We start from the raw sequence: 24,431 nt of genomic DNA on the forward strand, positions 1-24,431 counted from the left end.
CAGGCTTCGACAACAAATGTTCACAACCCTTTTCCAAAAAAGCGCTCCTGAAAAAGATCGACCGGAGACCTTGCCTTATAAATATAAATGCTGGTTCGGTCCGGCGGAAACGGAGCGGACAGTGATTCTTCATTGGGAGGGCAAAAGGCGCGAAGACGGAAACCACGTGACAAATCTGCTCCGGACTGTTCATAATCAGACACACCCACTACGAATTCGGTAAAGCCGATGCGCCCGTGAAAATCACGTCTTCTGTAAAAAAAGATCCCCCCTCCATCAGGAAGGGGATTGCCACCATTCCATTATGACAGGGGCTTCAACGACTCGGGGTCACCGAGTAATCCGATTACATGCTGCAGGAACCGGGCTGCCGGCGCACCGTCCACCACCCGGTGATCAAAGGTGAGGCTCAGGGGTAACCGCAGCCTTTCCACCACCTCGCCATCGTGGAGTTCCAGTTTGGGCTCGGCTTTTCCCACCCCCAGAATTCCGGATTCCGGAGGGTTGAGAATGGGGGTGAAAAACTGGATCCCGTAACCGCCCAGGTTGCTGACGGTGAAGGTTCCGCCCATCATCTCCTCCTGGGACAACCGTCCCTCCCGGGCATTGTGGGAAAGCCGGTCCACTTCTTCCTGCAGCTCTTTCGGAGAACGTGCATCGGCTTCCCTCACCACGGGCACCCATAACCCCTCACCGGTATCCACAGCCACGCCCAGGTGAACCTGCCCATGTTGCACGACGCCGTCCCCCGTCCAGGTGGCGTTCATGTCCGGATGATGTTTCAGGGCATCGGCCACCGCAAGCAGAACCCAGGTGTTAAGAGAGATCTCCGGCTCTGATTTACGGATTTGCTGGAGTGATGTGATGTCGGCCCAGGCGGTTTCGGTGAGTTGGGCGGATTCCCGCAGGCTTTTCATCATCCTGTTCGCAATGGTCCGCCGGATTCCGGTGAAGCGAACGGTCTCCGATCGATCAGCCTGCACCGCCTTTCGCACATCTTCCTCGGTCGGCCTTCCCCCCGGACCCGTTCCCTTGATGTCGGTCAGATCGACACCCAACTCCTTCGCCAACTTGCGAACCCGGGGGGAAGCCGCCACAAAAGGTTTGGGAGCCGGTGTCTCCACCGTGGCGCCAACTTCTTGTACCGCGTCGCCCGTGGACTCTGAGGCATCAGAAACGTCTTCTATCAGCGCCACCACTTCCCCCACCGACACCACGTCTCCCCGGTCCTTCAGGATCCGACTCACCCGTCCACTCGCCGGTGATTCCACCTCAAACTCCGTTTTTTCCGTCTGGATTTCCAACAACACTTCCCCGGCTTCAATGGGGTCCCCTTCCCTTTTGTGCCAAAAGACGACGACACTGTCCAACCCTTCATCTGTCGTTTTGGGAACTTTTACTTCCAATCTCCATCATCCCTTATGTCTGTTTAGACTTCCTTCATCATGGTTTGAACGGCTTTTTCAATCGACTCCACCCCGGGGATCACACGGTTTTCCAGCGGGCGACTGTAGGGAATGGGAACATCCGGGACCGCCAGCCGCCGGACGGGTGATTCCAGATCATAAAGGGCCTCTTCCGCCACCGTGGCCGCGATTTCCGACGTCATCCCACAGGACCGGTAATCCTCGTCCACCACCAACAGGCGATGGGTCTTTTTCACCGACCGGATGATGGTCTCCCGGTCCAGGGGGACGAGAGAGCGCAAGTCGATCACTTCGGCTTCGATCCCGTCTTTTGCCAACCGGTCGGCGGCCTCCAAGGCATGATGCGTCATCATCTGGATGCCTACGATCGTGAGGTCCCGTCCTTCGCGAACCACTTTCGCCTTACCGAGGGGGACGGTGTAGGGATCTTCAGGCACCACTCCCTGGGAGGCGTCAATCGGCGTCATCCAACCCAGCCCTTGCAGGGATTTGTGAAACATGAAGACCACCGGGTTGTCATCTTGGATCGCGGAAATCATCATCCCCTTGATATCGTACGGAGTGGACGGCGCCACCACCTTCATGCCCGGCAGGTGGGCAAAGGTGGCGTAGAGCGTCTGCGAATGCTGTGCGGCATCGTTATACCCGCCGCCCACGGCGGTCATCAGCACCATCGGAACCTTGACGGCACCGCCGGACATATAATGAATCTTTGCCATGTGGTTGTAAATCTGATCCATGCAGACCCCGAAGAAATCGACGAACATTAATTCCGCAATGGGGCGCATCCCTTCTGTTGCAGCACCGATGGCAGCCCCGATGAACCCGGTTTCTGAAATGGGGGTGTCCATGACCCGTTCCGCCCCGAAACGATCCAGCAATTTTTCTGCGGAACCGAAGATCCCGCCGTACTTGCCCACATCCTCCCCCAGCAAGAAAACACGGGAATCCCGCTCCATCTCCTGAGCAATGGCTTCGGAAAGCGCCTTGTTCCCGGTCAGTACGCGGTCTTTCGTGGTTACCATGTGCAAACCCTCCTGTTATTGAATCGACGGAGCAAAAACATCCTCCAAGGCGGCTTCCGCGTCGGGATACTCGCTGTCCCGTGCAAAATCGTAAGCCTGATCCACTGCTTGCCGGACCCGGGTCTCCATCGTATCGAGGACGTTGGATTGCACCCCCTGATTCAGAAGATGCTGTCTCAGCCGCATAATCGGATCCTTTTCCTTCAACCCGGCAACTTCATCCTTTTCCCGGTAGAGCTCCGGATCCCCTTGGAAATGACCCAACAGACGATAGGTCTCGATCTCAATCAGACAAGGGCCTTTCCCTTTCCGGGCCCGGTCAACCGCTTCCTCCGACACCCGGTACATTTCCAGCGGATCGTTCTCTTCCACGTGATATCCCGGGATATCGTAGGCGCTTCCGCGAACGGCGTTGCTTTTGACAGCAGTGGAGACCTCTTTTGGCACCGAAATACCATAGCGATTGTCCTCAATCACAAGGATCAGCGGTAATTTCCACAGTGCCGCCAGGTTCAACGCTTCATGAAACGCTCCCGAATTGGCTGCCCCTTCCCCGGCAAATGCCACCGCCACTTGATTTTGCTTTTTCATTTTACAGGCCAAGGCGGCACCGGCCGCCTGGGGGATCCCTGCTCCCACGATCCCGCTGCAGGAAAACTTGACACCGGGATCAAAGAGGTGCATGTGCCCTCCTTTTCCTTTACCCAATCCGGAGACTTTACCGAAGATTTCCGCCGTCATCCGATCCAGATGAACCCCTTTGGCAATCGCAATATGATGGGGACGATGAGGGGCGGTGACCGTGTCCTCCGGGGTCAGGTGGGCACATATTCCCACTGCCGCCGGTTCCTGTCCCGAAGCCAGATGCATCTCTCCGGGAACCGTTCCGGCACCGATATTGAACACCGGAGTTTTCCCTTCCGTGTACACCTGGACCATGGTCTCTTCGTAATGGCGGATCTTGACCATGGTTTCATACATCCACTTTTGCCTTTCCAAAGGTACCGAATGCTCTGACATCTGACGCCCTCCTTTGAAATGGGTCATTCCCCTCTCAAAGCAAAAAGAATGCCAATTGGATGGACGGGTGATTTCCACCTCTTCACTGTTTCACAGTGTCGCGGAAACTTGTCTCACTCTGTTTCATCCACCGGTACAATGTGCTCCGGGATACCCCCAACAACCGGGCGGCCTTCGAAATGTTACCCGAGGATTCCTTTAAAGCTCTTTTCACCGCCTGGGTCCGGCTCCGTTCGGTTTCCACCGTTTTTCTCAGCTCTCCCTTGGAAAGGATCCGCCGGACCTCCTCCTCTTGGATCGTTTCATGTTTGCTGAACAGGCTGCTGGACAGCAACACGTTTTTCAACTCCCGGATATTACCGGGCCAACCGTATCGTTGAAGCACTCGAAAAGCCGCCGTCGAAAGCGGACGGGGAAGGTCCAGCTCCTTCGACAGATGGTCCACCAGTGCCGGCAGATCTTCCAAACGCTCCCGCAAAGGCGGCAGCTCAATCGGAAGCACATACAGCCGATAGAACAGATCTTCGCGAAATTTCCCTTCCCGGATCCGTTCGGGCAAGCTCCGATGGGTCGCCGTGATCACACGGGCATCAATATGAATTTCCCGACTGCTCCCGAGAGGGCGGATCGTCTTTTCCTGAAGGAACCGGAGAAGAGCCACCTGCATTCTTTCGTTCATCTCGCCGACTTCATCCAAAAACACGGTGCCGCGGTGGGCCAGACGCAGTTTCCCCGGGTTTCCTTTGGGTTGCGCCCCGGTAAAAGCACCCGGGGCATATCCAAACAGTTCGCTCTCCAGCAACTGGGGGGATAGAGCCCCGCAATTCAGTGCCACGAAAGGCTCCCGGGCCCGGGTGCTCCGGTCATGGATATAGCGGGCCAAAAGCTCTTTCCCCGTCCCGCTCTCTCCTGTCAGACATACAGGATGATCGACGAGGGCAGCCTGTTCCGCCATTTCAATCGTCTGCTGGAAGGCGCGGCTGTTCCCGATCACTCCCTGAAAACCGGCCACCGTGCCGGGTTCGATTCTCTGGATGCGCTCCTCCAGCGACATAGCCATGGTGGATACGATCGTCAACAAATAGGGATGGGCCTGTTCCAGCGGGCCGGAGACATTGAGCACACACAGCACGTTGCCCGTTTTGGTTCTGACTGGTGCAGCGGCACAGCACCAGGGGTGGGTAGCAACCGTATAATGCTGATATCCCTCCACATAAACAGGCTGCCGGGTCTCCAGAGCCGTCCCGATCGCATTGGTTCCCACATCTCTCTCAGACCACCGCGCCCCCGGTACAAAACGGATCTTTTCGGCAGCTGCCTTTGTTGCGGGGTGACCATCCCCGGCCAAAAGGTGACCTTCTTCATCGGTCAACAAAACAATCATCCGATGTTGATGCAAAAGTTGTTGCAACTGTTTCACATATTTTTCGGCTTCCTCCCACATCCAGGACAAATGTTCCCTTCTCTCAAACAGCTCTCCTTTGGTCAGAAGCACATTCCCCCGGTCCCGGTGGGGATCGATGGCATATTCTTTACTGCGGATCCACGATTCCCGGATAACCTTCTCGATCCGGTTTTCGTCCAGGGTCCCTTCCCTGACAAAACGCTTCCATATGTTCATGGGCAAGGAAATCGTCACGAATGGACCTCCCCTCCATATTTTTTGGCAATTTCGATTTTTATTCCTGAAAAATCTTTGTTCCGTGATGATAAAAGGTTTGGTTTTTTTCATGGGGTTTTTCACCATCGAAAACCAGGTGCTTGCCTTTTTTCCATGCACTTTCACACAAACAAAAGACGATCCCTTATTTACCCAAGAATTATCCTGGAGCCAAGATTGGAGAGGTCAACAAGCAAAGACTCATTCCTTCTTAATGGTAAGAAAAAAATAAAAAAACCCTTAGTATTGTGAAAAAGTGAACGGCGGCATTTACCCGAAGCCGCTCCGGCTGCACTCACAGAGCACAAGTCTCGCCTGGGGTCGCTTCACTCCCCGGTCTCGCTATGCTGTCCTGCAGAGATGGTTGCACTGTCCGCTCCGAATCATCCTGCTGCGGGCAGGGGCAAAACGCCTTCGGATGCAACACAGGGAAGCTTTTGCCCCTGAACGCCCTTGCAAGCTGATTCTCCGCTGGGCAGGACAGCAAAGTCGCTATTTCGGGTAAACGCTTCCCTTCTTCTGAGCCTAACCATAAATACAACGCTTCTAATGTCTCTTCATTTAATTGGGTGATTTCCCGACCATTAAACTCGTGGCCACCCCGATTCATGCAAGTGATAGGACTATCCGGCCGAAACATGATCTCTGGACTTCTCTGGATGAATCCAATGTCGGGGTGTAAATGCGTCAGGCTGTAGACGGGCTTTTAGTCGCATTCCACAGTAGTAAGCCAACCCGGTAACCAGAAGGGACAACACGCTGGGGATGCCAAATGGCTTAACATATTGTGTGTAATAGCCCACTATCGTCCCCAATATCAAAGCGAGAGAGGCCACTCCGTTCCATCCCTTCAAGTCCACCCAGTCCTGTCGGCGAAGCCAGAAGAAATCGACGAACATGACACCTGCTATCGCCGGATACACCAACGCCGTCATATATAAGAAATCCATAAAGTAATTTAAAAAACCGGCCAACGCCACGAGGATGGCGGCAATGGTTCCCCCGAATGTGAGCCAGGCACGCCCCTTACCGGAGTTCACATTGAAAAGATTGGACAGAGCCAGTCCCATGCTGTAGTTATTGACCAGCTGACTGGTCCAGGTCGCCAGCCACAGGATCAAAAAGCCCCAGAAGGAAAAACCCAATTGCTGCATCACTTTCACGATATCCGCATCCCCCACACCCACGGACATCATGGCACCCACCCAGAACAGCGGAAGGCCCACCCCTACGATTCCAATGGGAATGAGTAACTGATCCTTGATTTTCGGGCGACTGTAACGGGTGTAATCCGATGCAATCACCCATTGTGAAACATTGACACCAATGATCAGACTGATGGCTGCCAACCACGTCATCTTCGGTTCCGGTGACCAGGTGACAATCTTTTCCCATCCTGTGTTCTGCAAAGCAAAAATGATCCCGCTGATAATCAAGACAAGCCCGGCGGGCACCGCCAGATAATCCGTCCACTTCATGGTGGAATAACCGATAATGGACGGCAGCGCAAAAAGCAACCCGGTGATGACTGTAATTACCGCCCATGCAACCCACTGCTTTTCATAATCAATGCCGATCATGACTGAGATCGCATTGGCTGCAACCGCCGTTTGAACCGCCCACCACCCCATGGAAATCAGAAAGATGGTCAACCCGATAATCCACCGTGCCTGTGTCGCACCAAATCCGGAACGTGCGATCACGGAGGAGGACCGACCGGACTTGGCCCCCATATAACCTTGAATGCTGTTTCCCACCCATTGCACCATCAAAGCCACGGCCAGCAATCCCAAAATTTGTATCATTCCGAAACTGCCCGCCAATGTGGCTCCCACCATCAGAACGGGAATGGTAAATTCCAATCCGCCAAAAATGATAGCCGGCGTCACCCAGGATTGCCGTTGGGACTCTGTTACTTCAGCCAGGGCCTCATCGTTCCGGACTGCCTGTCCCAGGTTTTGTTTTTCCATTCTTTTTCAACCCTTCCGGATATGGATAGCCCCATCATCAAGATGATGGGGATTTTTTACTCACTTCTGTCGTTTTTCGCGCTCCGGGGTAAACCCGATGATGTCATAATGAACGGGATCGACCCGAACACCATAGTCTGCCTCGGCCTGTTCCACTGTGATCCAACCATTGCGGACATCCTGGGCTACTTTTTCGGGATCGCGTTGGAACGGATCCCCATACCCCCCTCCGGTGGCGGTGATCAGCCGAACCACATCCCCCTTGTTTAATGGATGGCGGGCATATTTACCGAAGGGACCTTCCACCGTTCCATCCGTTTTCACGATTTCGAACCCGTTTTCCGAACCCTCTTTGCCGCCATGGGCTCCCCAGGGAAGGTATTTATGTCGGCCGAAGGTTCCGGTGAATGTCTGCCCGTCGGTCAGTGCTCGGTAGGAACGAATGACACCTGATCCGCCCCGATACTCCCCGGCTCCCGCTCCATCGGCACGGAAACTGTATTCGTCCACCATCACGCCGTAACGGGTTTCCGCCACTTCCACCGGGACATTATAGGTCTCTCCGTCCCCGATACAGAACTGCCCGTTTTCTCCGTCTTTTCCTTGTGCCGCTCCCCAGCCGCCCACCAGGGGCTCAACAATCAGGAAGGGTTCGTCAGTGTCCGGATGCTGACCCGCCAATACCACTCCGCAGACAGACAACAGATGCCCGGCGGTTAAACGGTGCGGAACTACCGGGGCCAGCGCTTTCCAGATGAGATCACAACCATACAGCATGGTTTCCCAATAGGTCGAGACGGCAGCGGGGCGTTCGGCGCTGAAGATCGAACGGGGGTCGGTGATCACCTTCAGAGGACGGAATACCCCGTCATTGACATCCTGCGAGGGGTTGGTCACTGCCAGGAAGATGGCACGGACAGCCGATAACAGCCCGGTATAGGAACAATTAACCGGCCCCAGGACTTGCGGATGGCTCCCCCTGAAATCGCAAATAAACTCCTCATCGGTGATGGTCACTTTGACCTGAACCTTGAAAGGACCGCTTCCCAATCCGTCGTCATCGATGTAGTCCACCGCGTCAAACGTACCCTTGGGCAGCTGCCGTAACTGTTGTCGGGAGATCTCTTCCCCATGATTTAACAAATGCTCAATGGAAGCTTTGACGACATCGATCCCATACTGCTCACACAACTCAGTAAACCGTCTTTCTCCCGTTTTCAGTGCGGCCACCTGCGCCCACATATCTCCCAATGAACTTTCCGGAAAACGAACGTTGACACGGATGAGATCCACCAAGGCCTGATTGAGAACACCGGCTTCATACAGCTTCACACAGGGAAATTGCAACCCTTCCTGGTAGATCTCGGTCGAATCCGTCGTCCAGGAACCCGGATCCTTCCCTCCCACTTCGGTCCAGTGGGCTTTATTCACCGAAAAGGCCACCAGTTCCCCTTGATAAAAGATCGGCATCAGGAGCCCGACATCGGAAAGGTGGGAACCCCCTCCCCCATAGGGATCATTCATGATCAGGATATCCCCCGGCTCCAATTGATCCGGCCCGAACTTGTCCAGCGCATCCTTCACCATCGATGACAGCATCCCGATAAACCCGGTAACGCCATTTCCCTGGGTCAACAGCTGACCTTTTGCGTCGGTGAGGCCGCTGGCATAGTCGAGCACCTCATAAATAATGGGGCTCATCGATGTACGGGCCAAGGCGTAAAACATTTCATCTCCAATGGCCAACAGCGAATCTTTCACAATTTCAAGCGTAAACGGGTTAACGGAGATACGGGTTTTATTCATGATTCTCACACTCCCGTTTCAATAATGAGGTTACCAAACGCATCCACAGTCAGCTTTTGTTCGGGATAAAGGACACAAGTTGCTGTCTTTTCTTCAATGATGGCTGGACCTACCACTTCCATCTCCGGCTCCATCTGAATCCGATCATAAACGGGGACCTCCAGCCAGCCTTCTTCTTCATACAACACCTGTCTTTTTTCCTTTAAGGCTTCTTCCACGTCCACGTCTTTTCCGGTCCTTTCCAAAGGAGGAAGAGCCGGTTTCCGGACCTTGCCAAAGGCTGTGAGGTGCATGTTGACGATTTCCGTTTCCGCTTCTTCCAAACGGAAGGTATAGTGTTGTTCATGGGCTTCGTGAAACCGACGGATGATCTCCTGAAGATGGTCAGCAGTCAGACGCCCTTCGGGAATCGGAACCTTAACCGTATGCTCCTGCCCCAGATACCGCATATCGAGGAAACGTTCAAAATGAACCCGATCCTCGGCAATCCCTTCGGTTTCAAATTGCTCGACCGCCTGCTGTTCCATTTGGTTCCAATCCTCGTTAAAAGAGGTCAAATCCAATTGATTAAGGCGGTGAATGTAGGTCTGAATATAGTCGTGACGAAGATCCGACATCAACATCCCCCATGCGGCAAACACTGATGAAGCAACCGGGACAATCACTTTTTTCACACCCAGGGCTTTCGCCAGTGCCGTCGCATGGAGAGGACCGCCGCCACCAAAAGCAACCAGCGCGAATTTCCGGGGATCGTACCCTTTCCGCACGGAGATCAGCTTCAACGCGTTCAGCATGTTGGAATTCGCGATTCGGAGAATACCCAAAGCCGCATCCTCTGCCGTCATCGAAAACGGACGTCCGATTTTTTCTTCCAAGATGGTTTTGACGGCTTCCATGTTAACGGGGTAATCAAAATTTTCCGGGGACAGGCGTCCCGTCACCAGGTTGGCATCCGTGGTTGTCGGCTCCGTCCCCCCTTGTCCATAAGCGATGGGACCCGGAACGGCACCGGCAGATTTCGGCCCCACCTTTAACGATCCGGCCTCATCCAGCCAGGCAATGGAACCGCCTCCATTTCCAATCTCCACAATATCGACAACGGGGGTTTTAATCGGATATCCGGCCGAGCGATCGGTCCGCTCAATGTGATAATCGGTGGTGATCCTTACTTCCCCCTCGTCGATCAGGGAGCATTTGGCCGTCGTTCCCCCAACATCAAACGCGATCAGGTTTTTCTCCCCGATGAGTTCTCCCAAAATCGCCGTCCCGTACACCCCCGCAACCGGACCGGACTCCACCATGTGGATCGGAGTTTTTTTGGATTGCGTAAACGTGGTAGTCCCCCCGTTGGATTGCATGATGTAGGTCTGAGCGTCAGCTCCCGCTTCCTCCAACCCCTTTTCCAGCTGGTTAATATAACGGGCAGCCACCGGCTTTACATACGCATTCAGTACAGCCGTGTTGGTCCGTTCATACTCTCGCCATTCCTTTGTGATTTCATGGGAGGCGGTGACTGCGACCTCCGGCCAATACTCCCGGATAAAATGAACAGCCGATTGTTCATGAGAGGGGTTGGTGTAAGCATGAAGGAAACAAATCGCGACCCCTTCCACCCCCTGCTCCTTGAAATCATCCAGATGTCTCTTCAATTGATCCAAATCCAGGGGCGTCAGGACTTCCCCCTTATAGTTCAGGCGTTCATCCACTTCACGCCGAAGGTAACGCGGAACAAACGGAGCCGGCTTTTGATATCGCACGTTAAACAGGTCCGGACGATTCCCCCGGGCAATCTCCAGAACATCCCGAAAGCCCCGGGTCGTAATCAGACCGGTCTTAACCCCGGTCCGCTCGGTTAAAGCATTGATGACCACGGTTGTTCCGTGAATAAATACGTCCATTTCTTCAACCGGACGTTCCAGACCGTTCAGAAGGTTTAAAACACCTTTTTCAAAATGGGGAGGGGTCGTATCTCCTTTGGCAATGGTGGTACGCCCCTTTTCATCCACCAGCACAAGATCCGTAAAGGTTCCACCGATATCTGTTGCTACACGCATTTCGATCTCCTCCCTTGATCAAACTTAAAAAATCACGGGTGTAAGAACACACAGGATTTGTGCACGCTGGTTCAATGGATTCATCCAGTAATGCTGCAGGCGGGATGGATAATGGATGGCTTCCCCCTTTTTCAGGAGATACTCCTCCCCCTCCACATAGACCTTCACTTCTCCCTCCAATACAAAAAAGAACTCTTCTCCGGGGTGGCTGAAAACTGTTTCCTGAACCTGCAACGGGTCTAAAGTAACCAACATCGGCTCCAACCGCCGTTCCGCAAACTCACCGGATAAGCGGACGTATTCCGCGATGGATCCCTCAATTCGAAACGGTTGGTAATCCTCTTTTTTCACGGTATAACGTTGGTTTCCGCTGTCCTGAAAAAAGTGGCTGATATGAACCCCTAAGCCGTCGGAAATCTTTTTCAGCGAAGTAATCGCCAGCGAGGAACTGCCCCGTTCGACTTGGGAGAGAAAACTGACGGATAAACCGGTACGTTCACTCAGATGTTTCAAGGTAATTTGTTTTTGTAGTCTGATCCGTTTGATTTCGCTGTAAATTCTGTCCATCAACATCCCATGTATCACCTGCTAATAAGAGATCAGATATATTTGTTAATTTCGATATAGGTGTACAAAATTCCTCCTTCACTGTAATAAGTAAAAAAAAAACGCACCTCTGACCATGTGGCAAAAGGTACGGTTTTCCAATTATTAGACACACCCTAATACTGCTTTGAGTCTTGAAGGATGAATCCTCGGATTTGTCGAAAGATGTCTCCGAGGTGGTAGATCATGGATTCCAAACGCATTCCAAAAGCGATTCGTCAACCCGTCCCGGAACTGATGGAATTCCTGAAGCCCTATCGTGAAGTTTTTAGCCGGGAGGAACCCCGACAAACCCTTGAACGTTATATCACCGGTCTTCTGAGTGATCTTCCGCGTAAAAACGGTCAGACGATCGGCGAATATTTGGAAGGAATCAGCTACCATCGGATCTATCAATTTTTGGTTACCAACCGTTGGGATGAGCAGAGGCTGGAAAGCATCCGAATCCGGCAACTTACTCATAGCCCAGTTCATACCGGAACTTCAAGTACATCAAGCGAAGGTAGGTCTCAACGGGAACCGTTGGACGACCCTTTTGAGTATGGAAACACTCGAGAAAAGGTTGTAAAAAACGCTCATCGTCCAGTAGATTGATCCACTTGCTCCAACTCCGGAGGCAAGGAACGAAGCGGCTCAGGTAAGATCGAATCCCAGAGGGTTCCTTGGGTTTGATGAAGTTTTAACATTTTCCGCTCACCCCAAAAAAGGATTTTGAGGGGCGGATGGTGAAAACATCAACCAAGGAATTCAACGCCCCTCGTTGTGTGAATCGTTGGTTTGGTCACTTACGATTTCCACAAGAGCGGTTGAATTCCTTTTCTATTGGCTACGTTTTTCAGGGGGAACTAACTAAGAACTGCAGATCCACCACTTGCAATGCTTCAATCGTGAACAGTAAAACAATTAAAATTTGGGTGATTCGTTTAACAATCTGAGAAAGTGTTACCGATTCCGCCGTTTGTAGTGCGGTTAACCCCAAATAGTTAAATACTGAATTAAAACCCAACCGTTCAACACGGCAAACGATGGCGAACTGGATGAGCTACGGTGCAGAGCGTTGGTTGATGCCGATGGCAGTGAACGGTCGATAAATCCATTTGTAGTCGGGAGAAAAAACTAACTGTTTGCGAATACACCACGGGGAGCTTCTGCCAGGCTAGGTGGGGCCTATTTGACGTTTATCAACCAGTGACATGCGTATTGGTAGTTCTTGCGATTATATCCAAGCGATGATAGAACTGGATCATTTATTCTAGCCACGGTTCATAACATACTGTTACTAACGTCTCTTAATGTCCGGAAATAGACGGTGTATGTTGTCCGGAAATTGCCAGCTAAGTTGACCAAATCGGGAAGTACAGCCCCGCCATACTTCCCGCTCATTCTAAACCGCAGAAATCATTCGGTATCCTGCAAGCATTCTCCAACCACCCTAAGAGATTTTCGCTTCCACGTCTCAATGGGTCCAAGCCCTTTCATTCCTCCTTCGTTACACCTATCTAAGGGGTGAAGGTCTGTCTTTCTAACGGAACAGGTTGCATCTTCAGATTTATGGAATTTAAGATAGTCATATGGTGATCATTCCGGAAAAGGGGGCAAGAGGAACCGAACGAAGCTAAGAACGATCACTCTCAACAAAGTCGCTCCGCGATGAAACACTTTCGGTACGCATTATTTGTACCCTATCCCGCGTAAATGTCGAGTTTTTTGAGAAATGCACTCCTTCTCCGTTCATGTGCGAGAACTTTTGGGAAATCGCGCTCAATTTGCAATTTATCCTTAGGGCTCTTTTCATCGTAATGCTCAACGAGTTTGCACATTCCTCTCGGAAAGCGAAGCAATATTTTTAGCAGCCTATAATCTGATCGGTTTAATTTGTAAACCTTCTGGTAACCATCCAAGATTGATTGGGCGATATCAAAATTCCAGTTATGGTCTTTGCAGGAATTGAAGATAAGCCTGTAAAGATCGTATATACGCAAATCCAGCCGCATCGTTTCAAAGTCGATCAAATACATGCCTTTTCTAGTGCGAATAATATTGGTCGGACCGCAGTCCCCATGACATAAGGTGGCCTTCGTTTTCCGGCAAATCGACTTATAATTGCTGTTTCTTAATGTACGGATAGAAGCTCTAGCCATTTGTAAAATTTCGCTGCCGTGTTTCTGCAGCAAGTGGTCGAGCGGACTGTGAAATCCGTTTCTTTTCGCTTTGTGAATGACTTTTCGCAGCGTATTTTGTTCTTCCCGAAGATAGGAAGGCCATTTCCCCATCATGTTTTGCCTACCTGATTTTGTAATCTTTATTTTTTTGCCGGCTTGATGAAATTTGGCCAGTAGGGTTCCGCAAGCTCTCATTTGCATGTTTGAATTAGGTGAAGGCCAAGCCCCTCTCAGCCAAGGAATAAGAACGAAGGGGGGGCTTTCGCGCTGCCATTTGACAAAAAGGCGTTTTCCCGATCTTTCGCGTGGATTCCGCCACCCGATCCGGATAGAACTTTTTCGCTGCATTTGCTGTAACGTTTTGTCGATCCAACGCAGCTGGACAGGGGGATAGGCCATTCGTTTTAAACAGTACTCGTGTCCTTTGGAAGTAACTATGCGATAGACCCCATTTTGAACGATCTCCATTCGTTTTACTTGAATTCCAAATTTACTGGAAAGCTGTCTGACTTCCTGATTAGGGATCATAAGAGTGTTCTTGCCTCCTTTAAGCACTCCTAGATTTGTTGAAATTGTTTTTTATATCGTTCGGCAGCATGGGGCCATTGAAATCGGGAAGCTAACTTTCGACCAGTAGCGACCCGTTGGTCGGTGACCTTTTTGTGGTTCCACATATTTTTGATGGACTTGGCAATTACGGAGCCGTTTACTTTCGGAATCGTTTGAGCTACCTTGCTGTTTACAAATTCGGCAAGCCCTCCGGCTCGAGTCGAAACCAACGGAATCCCATTGGCTAGCGCTTCAAGCGCAACTAAACCGAAAGACTCTTGGAGACTGGGCATGATTACTGCACCGTGGGAAGCATACATTTTTTGCACCTGCGCCTGATTGCAATACCCAATCCAGCGAATTTCAGGCGATATTCCAAGCTTTTTACTTTGTGCTTTCAAGTGTCTTGTATATCCTTTCGGACCGGTTCCAACCAGGTCCAGCTTGACTTTTTTGCCTTCGCGTTTCAACAACGAGATAGCTTTTAGAAGCTGCTCTATTCCTTTCAACGGGACAATCCGCCCAACGAATAGAAGATGGTGGCGGGGACCTCGGGCCTTGGACTTTCGTAAGACAATACCGTGCTTGATGACAACTGTTTTGTTAGAGCAAAAAGGGTACAGCTTCTTCAGCTTAGTAAACTGTGAGCGGCTTGGAACAACGATTTTATTCGCCGTTTTGAGCAGCTGTTCCTGATACATGAGCATCTTCCGTTTTTTATTAGTTATAGGCCCTGTTTCCATTTCTACTAGAGAATGACATGTATAAATAACCGGAATACGATGTCTCGCTTGAAAGTATTTCGCCAAATTCATAAATTGCAAGCTGTGAATGTGGATGCCATCCGGTTTGCGGTATCCTTGTTTATTTAGCCATCGTTCTACAGCGGCAGGTATATATTGCCTGGATTTCGATGAATAGTAGGCGGCTCTCGAGGGGAATCGTACGATTTGCAGTCTCTTTTTTTTCGTAAGCGTGATTAGGGAATGCTTGCTCTGGCTCAGCACAGTGGTATGCACACCGCCGCGTGCATATGCTTTGGTCAAATTCGTCGCCACTGTTCCTAATCCCCCGGTAATATGTGGCTCATACTCGCTAGTGAGTATCCAAAGCCGTCTTGGTTTGCTCAGGATTATTCCCTCCAGACCAGTTTCTTTTATTCGGCCATTCGACTTCAGTGGGAGTGCTGAACGTATAACGCTACTCCGGTAATCCCATTCCTTCGCCGACTATGATCTTTTCGGCTGAAGGCATCTATTACCTATCCCACTACCCTCATTTATCTTCCTCCTCCGAAAATTTCTTCAAAACATGATATGCGAATCATCTCCCGTGAGTATAAGCAAAAGCGGAAGCATTTTAATAAACTTATTCATGCCCGATTCACAACAGGACCATATCCCGATCGAAACCTAAAAGGAAGCGTTTGAAATTCGCTTCAGAATAGGTTCGCTTCGAATCTTCCAATCACAATGAATTACACACGAATATCGGGGGACCACTACATTTGACGATGGTCATGTTCACCATTTTTCTGGCGTTACTGGATCACCCAAAGAGCCGGGTGGGGACGCCATTGAACAAGCTGCCATTTCGCAAATCATTGCCGAGTTAGAGGACGTGTATTCCCAGTACATGTCGATCTAGTTCTTCGCCGCGACCTCGATTACATTCGTTGCTGCCGATTTTGCGAAACACTCATGGCTGAGAGCATCCAGGCATTGGGCACCGGCTCGTGCGTCCTGGTGACGGATTACGGGCAGGCGCATAATCTACCCCCGGTGCAGGCGTTGGGAGAGTTCATACAGCAGATGATAGACAACGGTATCCAGAAGAATGAAATCGAACGAATGGTCTCGATTAATCCGAGAGATGCTCGACATCTCTTGATGAAACGGAAGGTAGTACTAAAAGGATGGTGAAAAAGTGAGCGGCAGCATTTCCCCGAAGCCGCTCCGGATGCACTCACAGAGCACAAGTCTCGCCTTGGGGTCGCTTACTCCCCGGTCTCGCTATGCACTCACAGAGCACAAGTCTCGCCTGGGGGTCGCTTACTCCCCGGTCTCGCTATGCTGTCCTGCAGGGATGGTTGCACGGTCCGCTCCGAATCTTCCTGCGGCGGGGCTGATGGCCGTCTGACGATGATAGATGGTGCTTTTGCTCAGTCCTCGGGACTTTGGCTCCATCATAATTTCGGTGATTTCTTCCTGCCTTAGATGGAGACCGCAAAAAACTTCCCGAAGTGACGGAAGGCGTGTCGATAGGATCCAGGGTATTGCGGTGTTTTCCATGTTCGGTAAAGCGTTCAATTGGGTCCAATGGGTGATTTTCCTCCTGTTTCTTTCTGATGTAGACTATTATTAAAACAGTAAATGAGAAAAGTATGAAAGCAGCGGGGAACGCAAAGAGTCCTGTTTTTTGTCCTTCAACAAGACCGTCCTGAGGGGTGAGACCGTGAAGGAAGAGAAACGCCGGATAAAGACTGTCTTGGAATCGTTTCATCATGTAGGAATCTACTTTACCGAAAAGGAAAAGACCCTGTTGGAAGCTTATTTGAAAGGCGAAATTTCGGAAGATGAATTTGACCGTCAAGTAGAACGACACGAATGCGAGTTTTAGAGTAGATCAACTGAACCACCGAGAGGTCACGTTGGCCTTACATATTTTTCATGAGTGAAGGTGGAGAAGAACATGGAGGTATACACTGAGTACAGAAAGGCGAAAGGTTTCGATATCTTTGTAAAAAGGCTGGGTTCAGGAGAACCCATTGTTTTTCTGCATGGGGGACCAGGTGACGAACATCGCTATTTTTTGCCTCATGTAACCCCATTGGCCAATGATTTTACTCTTATCTTCTATGATCAGCGGGGTTGCGGTCAATCAGCAGCACCCCATTCCACTGCATTCAATATGAAGGATGAGATGGAAGCGCTGGAGGAACTTCGCGAATCCCTCGGCATGCAAAAGATGAACCTTTTGGGTCAATCCTGGGGAACCATACTGGGTTTATTTTATGCTGTTCATTACCCGGAGCATGTCAGTCGACTCATGCTGGTTTCTTACATCGGCCTCAAAGGTGCAGATTTAAAACGTTTCGGAGAATTGCTTGCCGATCGGATGACAGAGAAAGAGAACGAAGAATTGAATAATCTGGAAAATAACACCTATCACTTGACACCCGAAGAGCGACAAAAGAAATTGACCGATCTGGTCTTTCCCTATTACCTATATAACCGGGAGAATTTGAAACGGATCACTCCCACCCGGATTAACCACAAGGTGAATAAGCAAATATGCGATGATATCCTGGCAAACTATGATGTGGAGGATCTCTTGTACAAGTTGGATTCAATTCCCGTCATGATCATTCAGGGGGCTAAGGATCTGATTACTCCCGATATTTGCCAGGAAACGTTAAAAAAAGTACCTCACGCCAAAATGGAAATATTCCATCAATCAGGACATTGGCCATTTTTAGAGGAACCGGAGAAGTTCATTTCCGTCACGAAGCCGTTTTTTAATCATACCTAACTCCCCGGGTTCATTATTTTGTTACAGGAATGCTTAGTGTCCACTGTTTATTAATTGCTGGCGGGACCCCAATAGAGTAAACCAAGATCAGAGAAGGAGGATGGAGATGGCTGATTTGAGAGAGCGACTGCAACGCCCGGTCTTGTTTTCATGGAATGCGCAAGGAATCACCCGAATTGCCGACCTTGCCTACGCGGAACGGGAAGAAGGGCCTTTGTTAATGGATTAGGGCGATTGCATCAATCCGAAGGACGTGATCCCGGTTCATCGTATAGTTTTACGACGGTACAGGGAGCCGGTTAATTTGTGTCTAAGTTGTGTCTGGCGGATCTTTATTTGAACCCGTATATCTGTAACCATTCTCCCGCTGTTCCCGCGGGAAAAATCCCTTCGTTATCAAAAATGAAGCGTTCCACGGAGGAACGCTTCATTTTATTGCCGGGAATCGTTTGTCATTCTTCCCCGTAAGCCTGAATCATCAGGGCCATGTGTGCCCAGGCCCCGCCGGAGCGCAAATAGGCGGTGACGAGAATGGCTTCCGCCAGTTCGGCATCACTGGCACCAGCCTTGCGAGCGGCCTTGGAGTGTATATCGATGCAGTAGGGACACTCCGTCGTATGAGCAACGGCGACGGCGATCAGCTCCTTCAGTTTGACGGACAGCTTCCCTTCAGCGGTAGCGGTCTGAAAAAAGCGCATCATGGCGTCGAAGGGTTCGGGTGCGTGTTGCCTCAGCTTTTTCATGTGCTCCATGCTGGAACGGCGGTAGAGGGCGTCGTCGGCCGCCTCATCGAGAGCGTTGTGCATGTTGGCACTGTGGGCAAAGGCACCCCCCGCCTCGATGGAGGCGGTCACATAGACGGCTTCCGCCAACTCCTCCAGGCTGGCTCCTGCTTTTTTAGCCCCCTTGGTGTGAGAATCGATGCAAAAGGGACATTCCGTCGAGTGGGCAACGGCGACGGCGATCAGTTCCTTTTCCTTGACGGAGAGGACGCCGTCCTTCATGACCGCTTCAGCGAAACCCTGATGCGCCTTATGTACGTCGGGGACCAGGTCTCCCAGCTTCTTCAGGTGTCGAATATGGACTTTGTCATACAGGTTGGAACCCATTCTTGTACCTCCTTGTTTGTGCATCCATCCATCGTAGTCATACCCGTTGAGGAGGTGTTTGACACCCCTTTCTCGACAGGGCTTCCCGTGGGTGACGGGTGAAACGGCAATGGGCTTTGATGGGATTTCAAAAACCGGGCACCGCTTTCAAACTTTCGGTTGTGCCCCCAAGCTCCGGTAGATGTCCCGCAGGCGGTATTTCGTGATTTTCCCGGATGGAGTACGGGGAAGTTCACCGACAAATACCACATACCTCGGCTTTTTGTACCCCGCCAATCGCGATTTGCAGTAATCGAGAACCTCCTGTTCGTTCAGATCCGAGTCGGGCTGTGGAACAATGACGGCACACACCGCTTCAATGTATCGGGGGTCAGGCACTCCGATGATCGCTACGTCACGAACCTCAGGATGCTGGATCAACACGTTTTCCAACTCAGCCGGGTAGATATTCTCTCCGCCACTGCGGATCATGTCTTTTTTGCGACCGGCAATCATGAGATAACCGTCCTCATCGATGCGCCCCAAATCTCCGGTGCGACACCACCCATCGACGAAGGTCTCCTGGGTGGCTTCCGGTTTGCGCCAGTATTCCCGGGCGACAACGGGACTTTTGATCCAGATTTCGCCCACCTCTCCTTTCCCCGGGGATCGGCCGTCATCAATCTTGATTTCGGTGAGTGGCATGGGCTTGCCCACCGTGTGCCCCTTGTGGTAAACATCTTCGGAATCCAGACATGCGGCGATCGGAGTGCCTTCGGTCAATCCGTAAACCTGAATCAACCCCACGTGGGGAAACTGCTCATGCAACCGTTCAATCGCCCACGGCAAGACCGGGTCGCCTCCGGAAATGATGGCTTTCAGGTGTTCCAGTTTATAGGTGTCCAGGTCCGGAAGATTCAACAGGTCATATATCATAAAGGGGAACAAGAAGACGTGGGTCACCCGGTTTTGCTCTGCAACATTCAAAATGCGCCGAATATCGAAGCCGCCGCTTTGGGTGATCATCACCTTTGCCCCAACCAGCAGGCCCGGTAATGCCAAGTCTTCCAAAGCGCCGACGTGGTACAGGGGACCCGTCGTCATACAGACATCGGAAGGCTGCAGTTTCCACTTCATGGCCTGGATCGCAGCAAACCAAAGGGTGTTGTCGTGGGTCCACAGGGCACCTTTGGGTCTCCCGGTCGTGCCTGATGTGTACATCAGCATCACAGGGTCGCTCCCTGACAGCCGGGGTGGATCGGACAGAACAGGCTCATCGTGCTCCAAGGTATCCCAGGGAAGGCACCATGCTGGAATGTCATCTTCCCGCGCGAGGCAAACATAGTGTTTGACAGGAACAGAATCCCGGATGGAAGTCAACCGCTCCAAGAATGCCCTTTCGAAACAGAGGGTTTGGGTGTCCGAATCCTGCAAAGCATACTCAAGTTCTTCGCTTGACAGTCGGAAATTCAATCGGACGGCAATGGCACCGAGCTTCGCAGCTGCAAAATAAACGGCCCAGTACTCGAGGCAGTTGTACAACAGAATCCCGACCCGGTCCCCTTTGCCAACCCCCAGTTTCCGCAAGGCGTTTGCGTAAGAATCGGATAGCGTGTGAAGTTGCTCATAGGTCCACGAGGGGCCGTTTTCCAACTGAACGGCCGTTTTCCCTCCGTCGACACCTCGTGTATCCTGGACGGTTCTCCTAAGCAGAAATGCGACATCCATGGAGTTCCCCTCTTTCGTAAAGAGATACGCTTGAGCAGGACTTGTGGCGGGCCTCAGTCCGTTGCTTTGATTTTTCCGAAGATTCCGGACTGTAAGTCAGTTGATGTATCCATTCAAACAGATGCGTAATATACTCATTACAGGAAAAACCGCAATATTCCTTCTTCGGCCAGTCGTTATTTCGCGGGTAAACGCTTCCCTTCTCTCCTGAGCCTGACAATCAATCACAATACTCTAATGCCGGTGACCCCTTGATTATTTATAATGATGTAATTAACCTAATATTGAAAGCGTTTACGGGATTCTGAACCGACCAACTGGGGAAAACACCTTTCATGACAACAGAATGGGGGAGAAAGATGATTACTCCTTTGACGCCGCTGGACTGGTACCGACGTGCCCTTAAATATTATCCGGATAAGACAGCTGTGGTGGATGAAGAAAAGCGATTCACTTATCGGGAATTCGAGAAACGGGTCAATCGCCTTTCAAACGCCCTTTGTCAAGCCGGGATCAAAAACCGGGATCATGTAGCCGTGATGCTTCCCAATACCCATCCGATGTTGGAAAGCTTTTACGCCATTACCCAATTGGGAGCCGTCATTGTTCCTGTCAACTATCGGCTGACCGACCAAGATGTTGCCTATATTCTGAACCACAGTGACAGTAAATTCCTGATTGTAGATGAGGAGTTTGCTGATAAGGTCCCCCGCGAATGGCCCCCCGCGTTGGAAAAAGTGATTGTCGTCTCCAATCAAGAAAACCCATCCTCTTTCCTTTCGGGGGTCGATTACGAAGAATTTTTGGCCGGTGCCAGTGATCAACCGATACAGGCGGAAATCGACGAAAACCAGATACTCAGCCTGAATTACACCAGCGGCACGACGTCCCGCCCCAAGGGTGTGATGCTAACCCATCGAAACAACTATATCAATGCGGCGAATTTCTTGTACCACTTGCGTGTAAAGAATGAAGACCGTTACCTGCACACATTACCGATGTTTCATGTTAATGGATGGGGCGGTGTCTGGGCCATCACGGCGGCGGGGGGAACGCATGTCTGTCTTCGCAAGGTCGACCCCGAACGCATTTTACGCCTCTTTGACGAAGAGCAAATCACTCTCCTCTGTGGGGCCCCAACGGTGGTCAACATGATGGTCCATTCTGAAAAAGTTCATGGCGTATCCAAGTCGATTCCGCGCCGAATGGCGACAGCGGGTTCTCCGCCTCCTGCTGCCGTCATTCAAAAAGCACAAGATCTCTTAGGCTTGGAAATGATCCATGTGTACGGTGCAACAGAAGTTTCCCCGTTTATTCTCTATTGCGAGTGGAAGAAGGAATTCGATTCGCTTTCGACGGAAAGACAAGTCACCATAAAAGCCCGGCAGGGTGTGGAAATGGCTTTCAATGGAGAAACCAAAGTGGTCCGGCAAGATCACAATGGTCAGGAAGTCGAATGGAACGGACAGGAGATCGGTGAAATCGTCGCCCGGGGAAATGTGGTGATGGACGGATATTACAAGCAACCTGAAGAAACGAAAAAAGCCATTCGGAATGGATGGTATCACACTGGCGACCTCGCCGTCGTTCATCCCGACGGGTACATCGAGATACTGGACCGGCTCAAAGACATTATCATTTCCGGCGGCGAAAATATCTCCTCCACTGAGGTGGAAGGAGTCCTTTACAAGCATCCCGGGATCATGGAAGTCGCCGTAATCGCGGTACCTCACGAAAAATGGGGTGAGACTCCAAAGGCTATGGTGGTGCGGAAGGATGGTGCTGATGTGACGGAAGCGGAACTGATTGATTACTGTCGCGAACGGATGGCACACTTTAAAGCACCTAAGTCGGTGGAGTTCGTTGAATCGCTCCCGAAGACAGCCACCGGAAAAATACAAAAATTCAAACTGAGAGAGCAATATTGGAGCGGAAGGATCAAGGTCAACTAGTCGATCCTTTGATGGGATATAAATAAAAAGGCCTTGGGAGAAGGCCAAGCTTGGGAAGCAGCCGTGAAGAAAATGACCGGGCTTCCCGCGACGATGATTGGTATGGTGGACAGAGGCTGCAATGATGAAACACCCCGGCTTTTCAAAGTCCGGGGTGTTTTCAAGCCCGATCATTTCAGTGGATTACTGGCTCCTCTCCTCGATCCGGGTTCACTATTTTTTAGTCTGGCTTTTATACTGGGCCATTTTGGTGAAAAACGAAGATAATGTACAGCAACAAATTCAGAAGTCACCTTCATTTTCATCCGGTGGGAGCCCTTGACCAGTATGGTCATATTAGATTTGCAGATCTTTTTTAACTTTTTATGCAGTTTACTTCGCTCTGTAAATGAATGTACTTTTGCAGAGGGGAATCCGTGTTTGATAGCAGCTTTGCCAATTTTCTTGGCCTTTTTTCCGTATGTGTAAATAGTATCCACATTATTTTTAGCCAAATAACGTCCAACTTCTTCATGTCCTTTTGAAGAGTGCTTCCCTAACTCCAACATACTTCCCAAAACGATAATCTTCTTTTTTTTGCCCAGTTTAACGAGCACATCTACAGCTGCTTTTACGGATTGGGGATTGGCGTTAAAGCTATCATCGATAAGCAGAGATTGATTGGTTAACGGAATCACTTGTAGTCTACGACTGGGTAATTTACATTTTTTTAAGCCTGATCGAATGTCTTTGGGAGAAAAGTTTAGACGATGAGCAATGGCGATGGCAAACAATGCATTAATAACGTTATGATCTCCAAACGCGGGGATAAAAAAATTCTCTCTTTTTCTATTTAATTTCACTTCAAAACTCATTCCATTGTTTCTATACTTTATATTTGTTGCCCGGTAATCTGCGATGTTTTGGATTCCGACTGTGATCTTTTTACCTTTGAAGTTCCTGGTTTGTAACAGTTTAGAGTTCTTGTCATCCTTATTGATGAGTAATGTTCCCTTTGGTTGCATATATTTGATCAGTGCAGATTTAGATTTGGCAATGGATTGAATGCTATTTCCGAGCTTACCATAATGAGCAGTCCCTATATTTGTAATGACACTAATATTAGGTTTAATATAACGAAAATGCCTTTTTCCAGGCGCTCGTCCAAGACCCATTTCTAAGACAACTGCTTTATGGGAAGCGTTAATTTTTTTGGCGTAATTCTTCGTATGACTTGGCAGATTTCTGTTATGCTTTGTCGATAAAATTCTTTTCCATTTTCTTTTTAAAATTGAGTAAACAAACTCCCTCGTCGTTGACTTCCCGGCACTTCCTGTAATGGCAATGGTGGGGATCTTTGGGGATATAGGTTTCATTACTTTAACCTCCCCTGAGTGGATATTAACTATACTATTAATGGCGAGAAGACTTGTATAGTGAAGGGCCCAACCTTTTTTAAAAAAGGCTTTCTTACAAACCAAATACCTATGATTCATCCTGAATGTTAAATAGTAGCAATGATCAGTGGAGCGACCGGTGCGGTGTAGAAGATCTTCCCGAGTCCGCGGGGGTTTTGTGGGCAAGGAAAAAAACCGATCAAATTAAATAGAGGCCCGGAAGGCCTCAATTCCAAATAAATGGTATCTACTTTGCGGTAATCGGAAGCCATGCTCCTTCTACCCCTACTTCTTCCCGAATCGTTCAAAGAGCCGTATGACCTGAACAAACACGCCGGGGACAGATTTATGAATATTTTCGTGAACTTAATTCTACTCAAGAGGGGTGTGAATGGCTCTTTTCATTACCCGGCCAACTCAATTTTACACAGTACACTGGACTCTAATTCGAACGAAAGGCATCCAGTGTCGGAGAAG

Annotated in this window: 17 protein-coding genes and 2 pseudogenes; 5 read left to right on the forward strand and 14 right to left on the reverse strand. The window is 50.4% G+C overall.

Annotated elements, in window-relative coordinates:
- Nucleotides 1-302: 302 nt before the first annotated feature.
- The 8 genes from C8P63_RS06165 to C8P63_RS06200 all read right to left on the reverse strand — a co-directional run bounded on the left by C8P63_RS06165 (nt 303) and on the right by C8P63_RS06200 (nt 11,535).
- Nucleotides 303-1,406 carry a dihydrolipoamide acetyltransferase family protein gene (locus C8P63_RS06165; protein WP_108022469.1) on the reverse strand — a complete coding sequence of 368 codons (1,104 nt, stop codon included), beginning with the start codon at nt 1,404-1,406 and terminating at the stop codon, nt 303-305.
- Between the two features lie 23 nt (nt 1,407-1,429).
- A complete protein-coding gene (locus C8P63_RS06170; RefSeq protein ID WP_108022470.1) occupies nt 1,430-2,452 on the reverse strand; it encodes an alpha-ketoacid dehydrogenase subunit beta in 1,023 nt (340 codons plus the stop codon).
- Nucleotides 2,453-2,467: 15 nt separating this feature from the next.
- On the reverse strand, nt 2,468-3,472 hold the full coding sequence (locus tag C8P63_RS06175) for a thiamine pyrophosphate-dependent dehydrogenase E1 component subunit alpha (protein ID WP_108022471.1): 1,005 nt from the start codon (nt 3,470-3,472) through the stop codon (nt 2,468-2,470).
- A gap of 82 nt (nt 3,473-3,554) precedes the next feature.
- Nucleotides 3,555-5,111, reverse strand: coding sequence for a sigma-54-dependent Fis family transcriptional regulator (locus C8P63_RS06180; RefSeq protein ID WP_170109526.1), 1,557 nt, complete (start codon nt 5,109-5,111; stop codon nt 3,555-3,557).
- Nucleotides 5,112-5,755: 644 nt separating this feature from the next.
- Nucleotides 5,756-7,102, reverse strand: coding sequence for a purine-cytosine permease family protein (locus tag C8P63_RS06185; RefSeq protein ID WP_108022473.1), 1,347 nt, complete (start codon nt 7,100-7,102; stop codon nt 5,756-5,758).
- A 60-nt stretch (nt 7,103-7,162) separates the two neighbouring features.
- Nucleotides 7,163-8,908 carry a hydantoinase B/oxoprolinase family protein gene (locus tag C8P63_RS06190; RefSeq protein ID WP_108022474.1) on the reverse strand — a complete coding sequence of 582 codons (1,746 nt, stop codon included), beginning with the start codon at nt 8,906-8,908 and terminating at the stop codon, nt 7,163-7,165.
- 5 nt (nt 8,909-8,913) lie between these two features.
- Complete coding sequence (locus C8P63_RS06195; RefSeq protein WP_108022475.1) at nt 8,914-10,962, reverse strand: hydantoinase/oxoprolinase family protein; 2,049 nt, start codon at nt 10,960-10,962, stop codon at nt 8,914-8,916.
- Between the two features lie 24 nt (nt 10,963-10,986).
- Nucleotides 10,987-11,535 (reverse strand): helix-turn-helix domain-containing protein, encoded by a 549-nt coding sequence (locus C8P63_RS06200; RefSeq protein WP_342748058.1) that lies wholly within the window; start codon nt 11,533-11,535, stop codon nt 10,987-10,989.
- 270 nt (nt 11,536-11,805) lie between these two features.
- On the opposite strand from C8P63_RS06200, the pseudogene C8P63_RS19505 reads away from it, so the two are divergent.
- Nucleotides 11,806-12,012: pseudogene (locus tag C8P63_RS19505) on the forward strand (transposase); the annotation flags it as partial.
- 13 nt (nt 12,013-12,025) lie between these two features.
- Here the strand turns inward: C8P63_RS19505 and C8P63_RS19510 are convergent.
- The 3 genes and pseudogenes from C8P63_RS19510 to C8P63_RS06215 form a co-directional block, all read right to left on the reverse strand.
- Nucleotides 12,026-12,254, reverse strand: a pseudogene (locus tag C8P63_RS19510) (transposase); the annotation flags it as partial.
- Nucleotides 12,255-13,250: 996 nt separating this feature from the next.
- Entirely contained in the window at nt 13,251-14,258 is a 1,008-nt protein-coding gene (locus C8P63_RS06210) for a phosphotransferase (RefSeq protein WP_108022477.1), read from the reverse strand.
- A gap of 29 nt (nt 14,259-14,287) precedes the next feature.
- Complete coding sequence (locus C8P63_RS06215) at nt 14,288-15,475, reverse strand: glycosyltransferase family 4 protein (protein ID WP_342748062.1); 1,188 nt, start codon at nt 15,473-15,475, stop codon at nt 14,288-14,290.
- Between the two features lie 1,258 nt (nt 15,476-16,733).
- Here C8P63_RS06215 and C8P63_RS19000 point away from each other — a divergent pair.
- The 3 genes from C8P63_RS19000 (at nt 16,734) to C8P63_RS19740 (ending at nt 18,039) form a co-directional block, all read left to right on the forward strand.
- The gene (locus C8P63_RS19000) at nt 16,734-16,898 is read left to right on the forward strand and encodes a hypothetical protein (RefSeq protein WP_170109527.1); all 165 of its coding nucleotides are present in this window, start codon (nt 16,734-16,736) and stop codon (nt 16,896-16,898) included.
- A gap of 72 nt (nt 16,899-16,970) precedes the next feature.
- On the forward strand, nt 16,971-17,810 hold the full coding sequence (locus C8P63_RS06235; RefSeq protein ID WP_108022482.1) for an alpha/beta fold hydrolase: 840 nt from the start codon (nt 16,971-16,973) through the stop codon (nt 17,808-17,810).
- 106 nt (nt 17,811-17,916) lie between these two features.
- Nucleotides 17,917-18,039, forward strand: a complete 123-nt coding sequence (locus C8P63_RS19740) for a hypothetical protein (RefSeq protein WP_281258687.1) — start codon at nt 17,917-17,919, stop codon at nt 18,037-18,039.
- A 223-nt stretch (nt 18,040-18,262) separates the two neighbouring features.
- Here C8P63_RS19740 and C8P63_RS06240 read toward each other — a convergent pair whose 3' ends face one another.
- Complete coding sequence (locus tag C8P63_RS06240) at nt 18,263-18,919, reverse strand: carboxymuconolactone decarboxylase family protein (protein WP_108022483.1); 657 nt, start codon at nt 18,917-18,919, stop codon at nt 18,263-18,265.
- Nucleotides 18,920-19,066: 147 nt separating this feature from the next.
- A complete protein-coding gene (locus tag C8P63_RS06245) occupies nt 19,067-20,626 on the reverse strand; it encodes a class I adenylate-forming enzyme family protein (protein WP_108022484.1) in 1,560 nt (519 codons plus the stop codon).
- A gap of 359 nt (nt 20,627-20,985) precedes the next feature.
- Between C8P63_RS06245 and C8P63_RS06250 the strand changes: the two genes are divergently transcribed.
- Nucleotides 20,986-22,578, forward strand: a complete 1,593-nt coding sequence (locus tag C8P63_RS06250; protein ID WP_108022485.1) for a long-chain-fatty-acid--CoA ligase — start codon at nt 20,986-20,988, stop codon at nt 22,576-22,578.
- A 170-nt stretch (nt 22,579-22,748) separates the two neighbouring features.
- Here the strand turns inward: C8P63_RS06250 and C8P63_RS06255 are convergent, their stop codons facing one another.
- Nucleotides 22,749-23,933, reverse strand: coding sequence for a UDP-N-acetylmuramoyl-tripeptide--D-alanyl-D-alanine ligase (locus C8P63_RS06255; protein ID WP_108022486.1), 1,185 nt, complete (start codon nt 23,931-23,933; stop codon nt 22,749-22,751).
- Nucleotides 23,934-24,431 lie beyond the last annotated feature (498 nt).

It is taken from the genome of Melghirimyces profundicolus (assembly GCF_003054245.1).
GTDB classification, from domain to species: Bacteria; Bacillota; Bacilli; order Thermoactinomycetales; family DSM-45169; genus Melghirimyces; species Melghirimyces profundicolus.

Coding starts and splice junctions, on each gene's coding strand:
- C8P63_RS19740 (WP_281258687.1), top strand. CDS start 17,917: ATGGCTGATTTGAGAGAGCGACTGCAACGCCCGGTCTTGTTTTCATGG.
- C8P63_RS06250 (WP_108022485.1), top strand. CDS start 20,986: ATGATTACTCCTTTGACGCCGCTGGACTGGTACCGACGTGCCCTTAAA.
- C8P63_RS06170 (WP_108022470.1), bottom strand. CDS start 2,452: ATGGTAACCACGAAAGACCGCGTACTGACCGGGAACAAGGCGCTTTCC.
- C8P63_RS06185 (WP_108022473.1), bottom strand. CDS start 7,102: ATGGAAAAACAAAACCTGGGACAGGCAGTCCGGAACGATGAGGCCCTG.
- C8P63_RS06195 (WP_108022475.1), bottom strand. CDS start 10,962: ATGCGTGTAGCAACAGATATCGGTGGAACCTTTACGGATCTTGTGCTG.
- C8P63_RS06210 (WP_108022477.1), bottom strand. CDS start 14,258: ATGATCCCTAATCAGGAAGTCAGACAGCTTTCCAGTAAATTTGGAATT.
- C8P63_RS06175 (WP_108022471.1), bottom strand. CDS start 3,472: ATGTCAGAGCATTCGGTACCTTTGGAAAGGCAAAAGTGGATGTATGAA.
- C8P63_RS06200 (WP_342748058.1), bottom strand. CDS start 11,535: ATGTTGATGGACAGAATTTACAGCGAAATCAAACGGATCAGACTACAA.
- C8P63_RS06240 (WP_108022483.1), bottom strand. CDS start 18,919: ATGGGTTCCAACCTGTATGACAAAGTCCATATTCGACACCTGAAGAAG.
- C8P63_RS06245 (WP_108022484.1), bottom strand. CDS start 20,626: ATGGATGTCGCATTTCTGCTTAGGAGAACCGTCCAGGATACACGAGGT.
- C8P63_RS06235 (WP_108022482.1), top strand. CDS start 16,971: ATGGAGGTATACACTGAGTACAGAAAGGCGAAAGGTTTCGATATCTTT.
- C8P63_RS06190 (WP_108022474.1), bottom strand. CDS start 8,908: ATGAATAAAACCCGTATCTCCGTTAACCCGTTTACGCTTGAAATTGTG.
- C8P63_RS06255 (WP_108022486.1), bottom strand. CDS start 23,933: ATGAAACCTATATCCCCAAAGATCCCCACCATTGCCATTACAGGAAGT.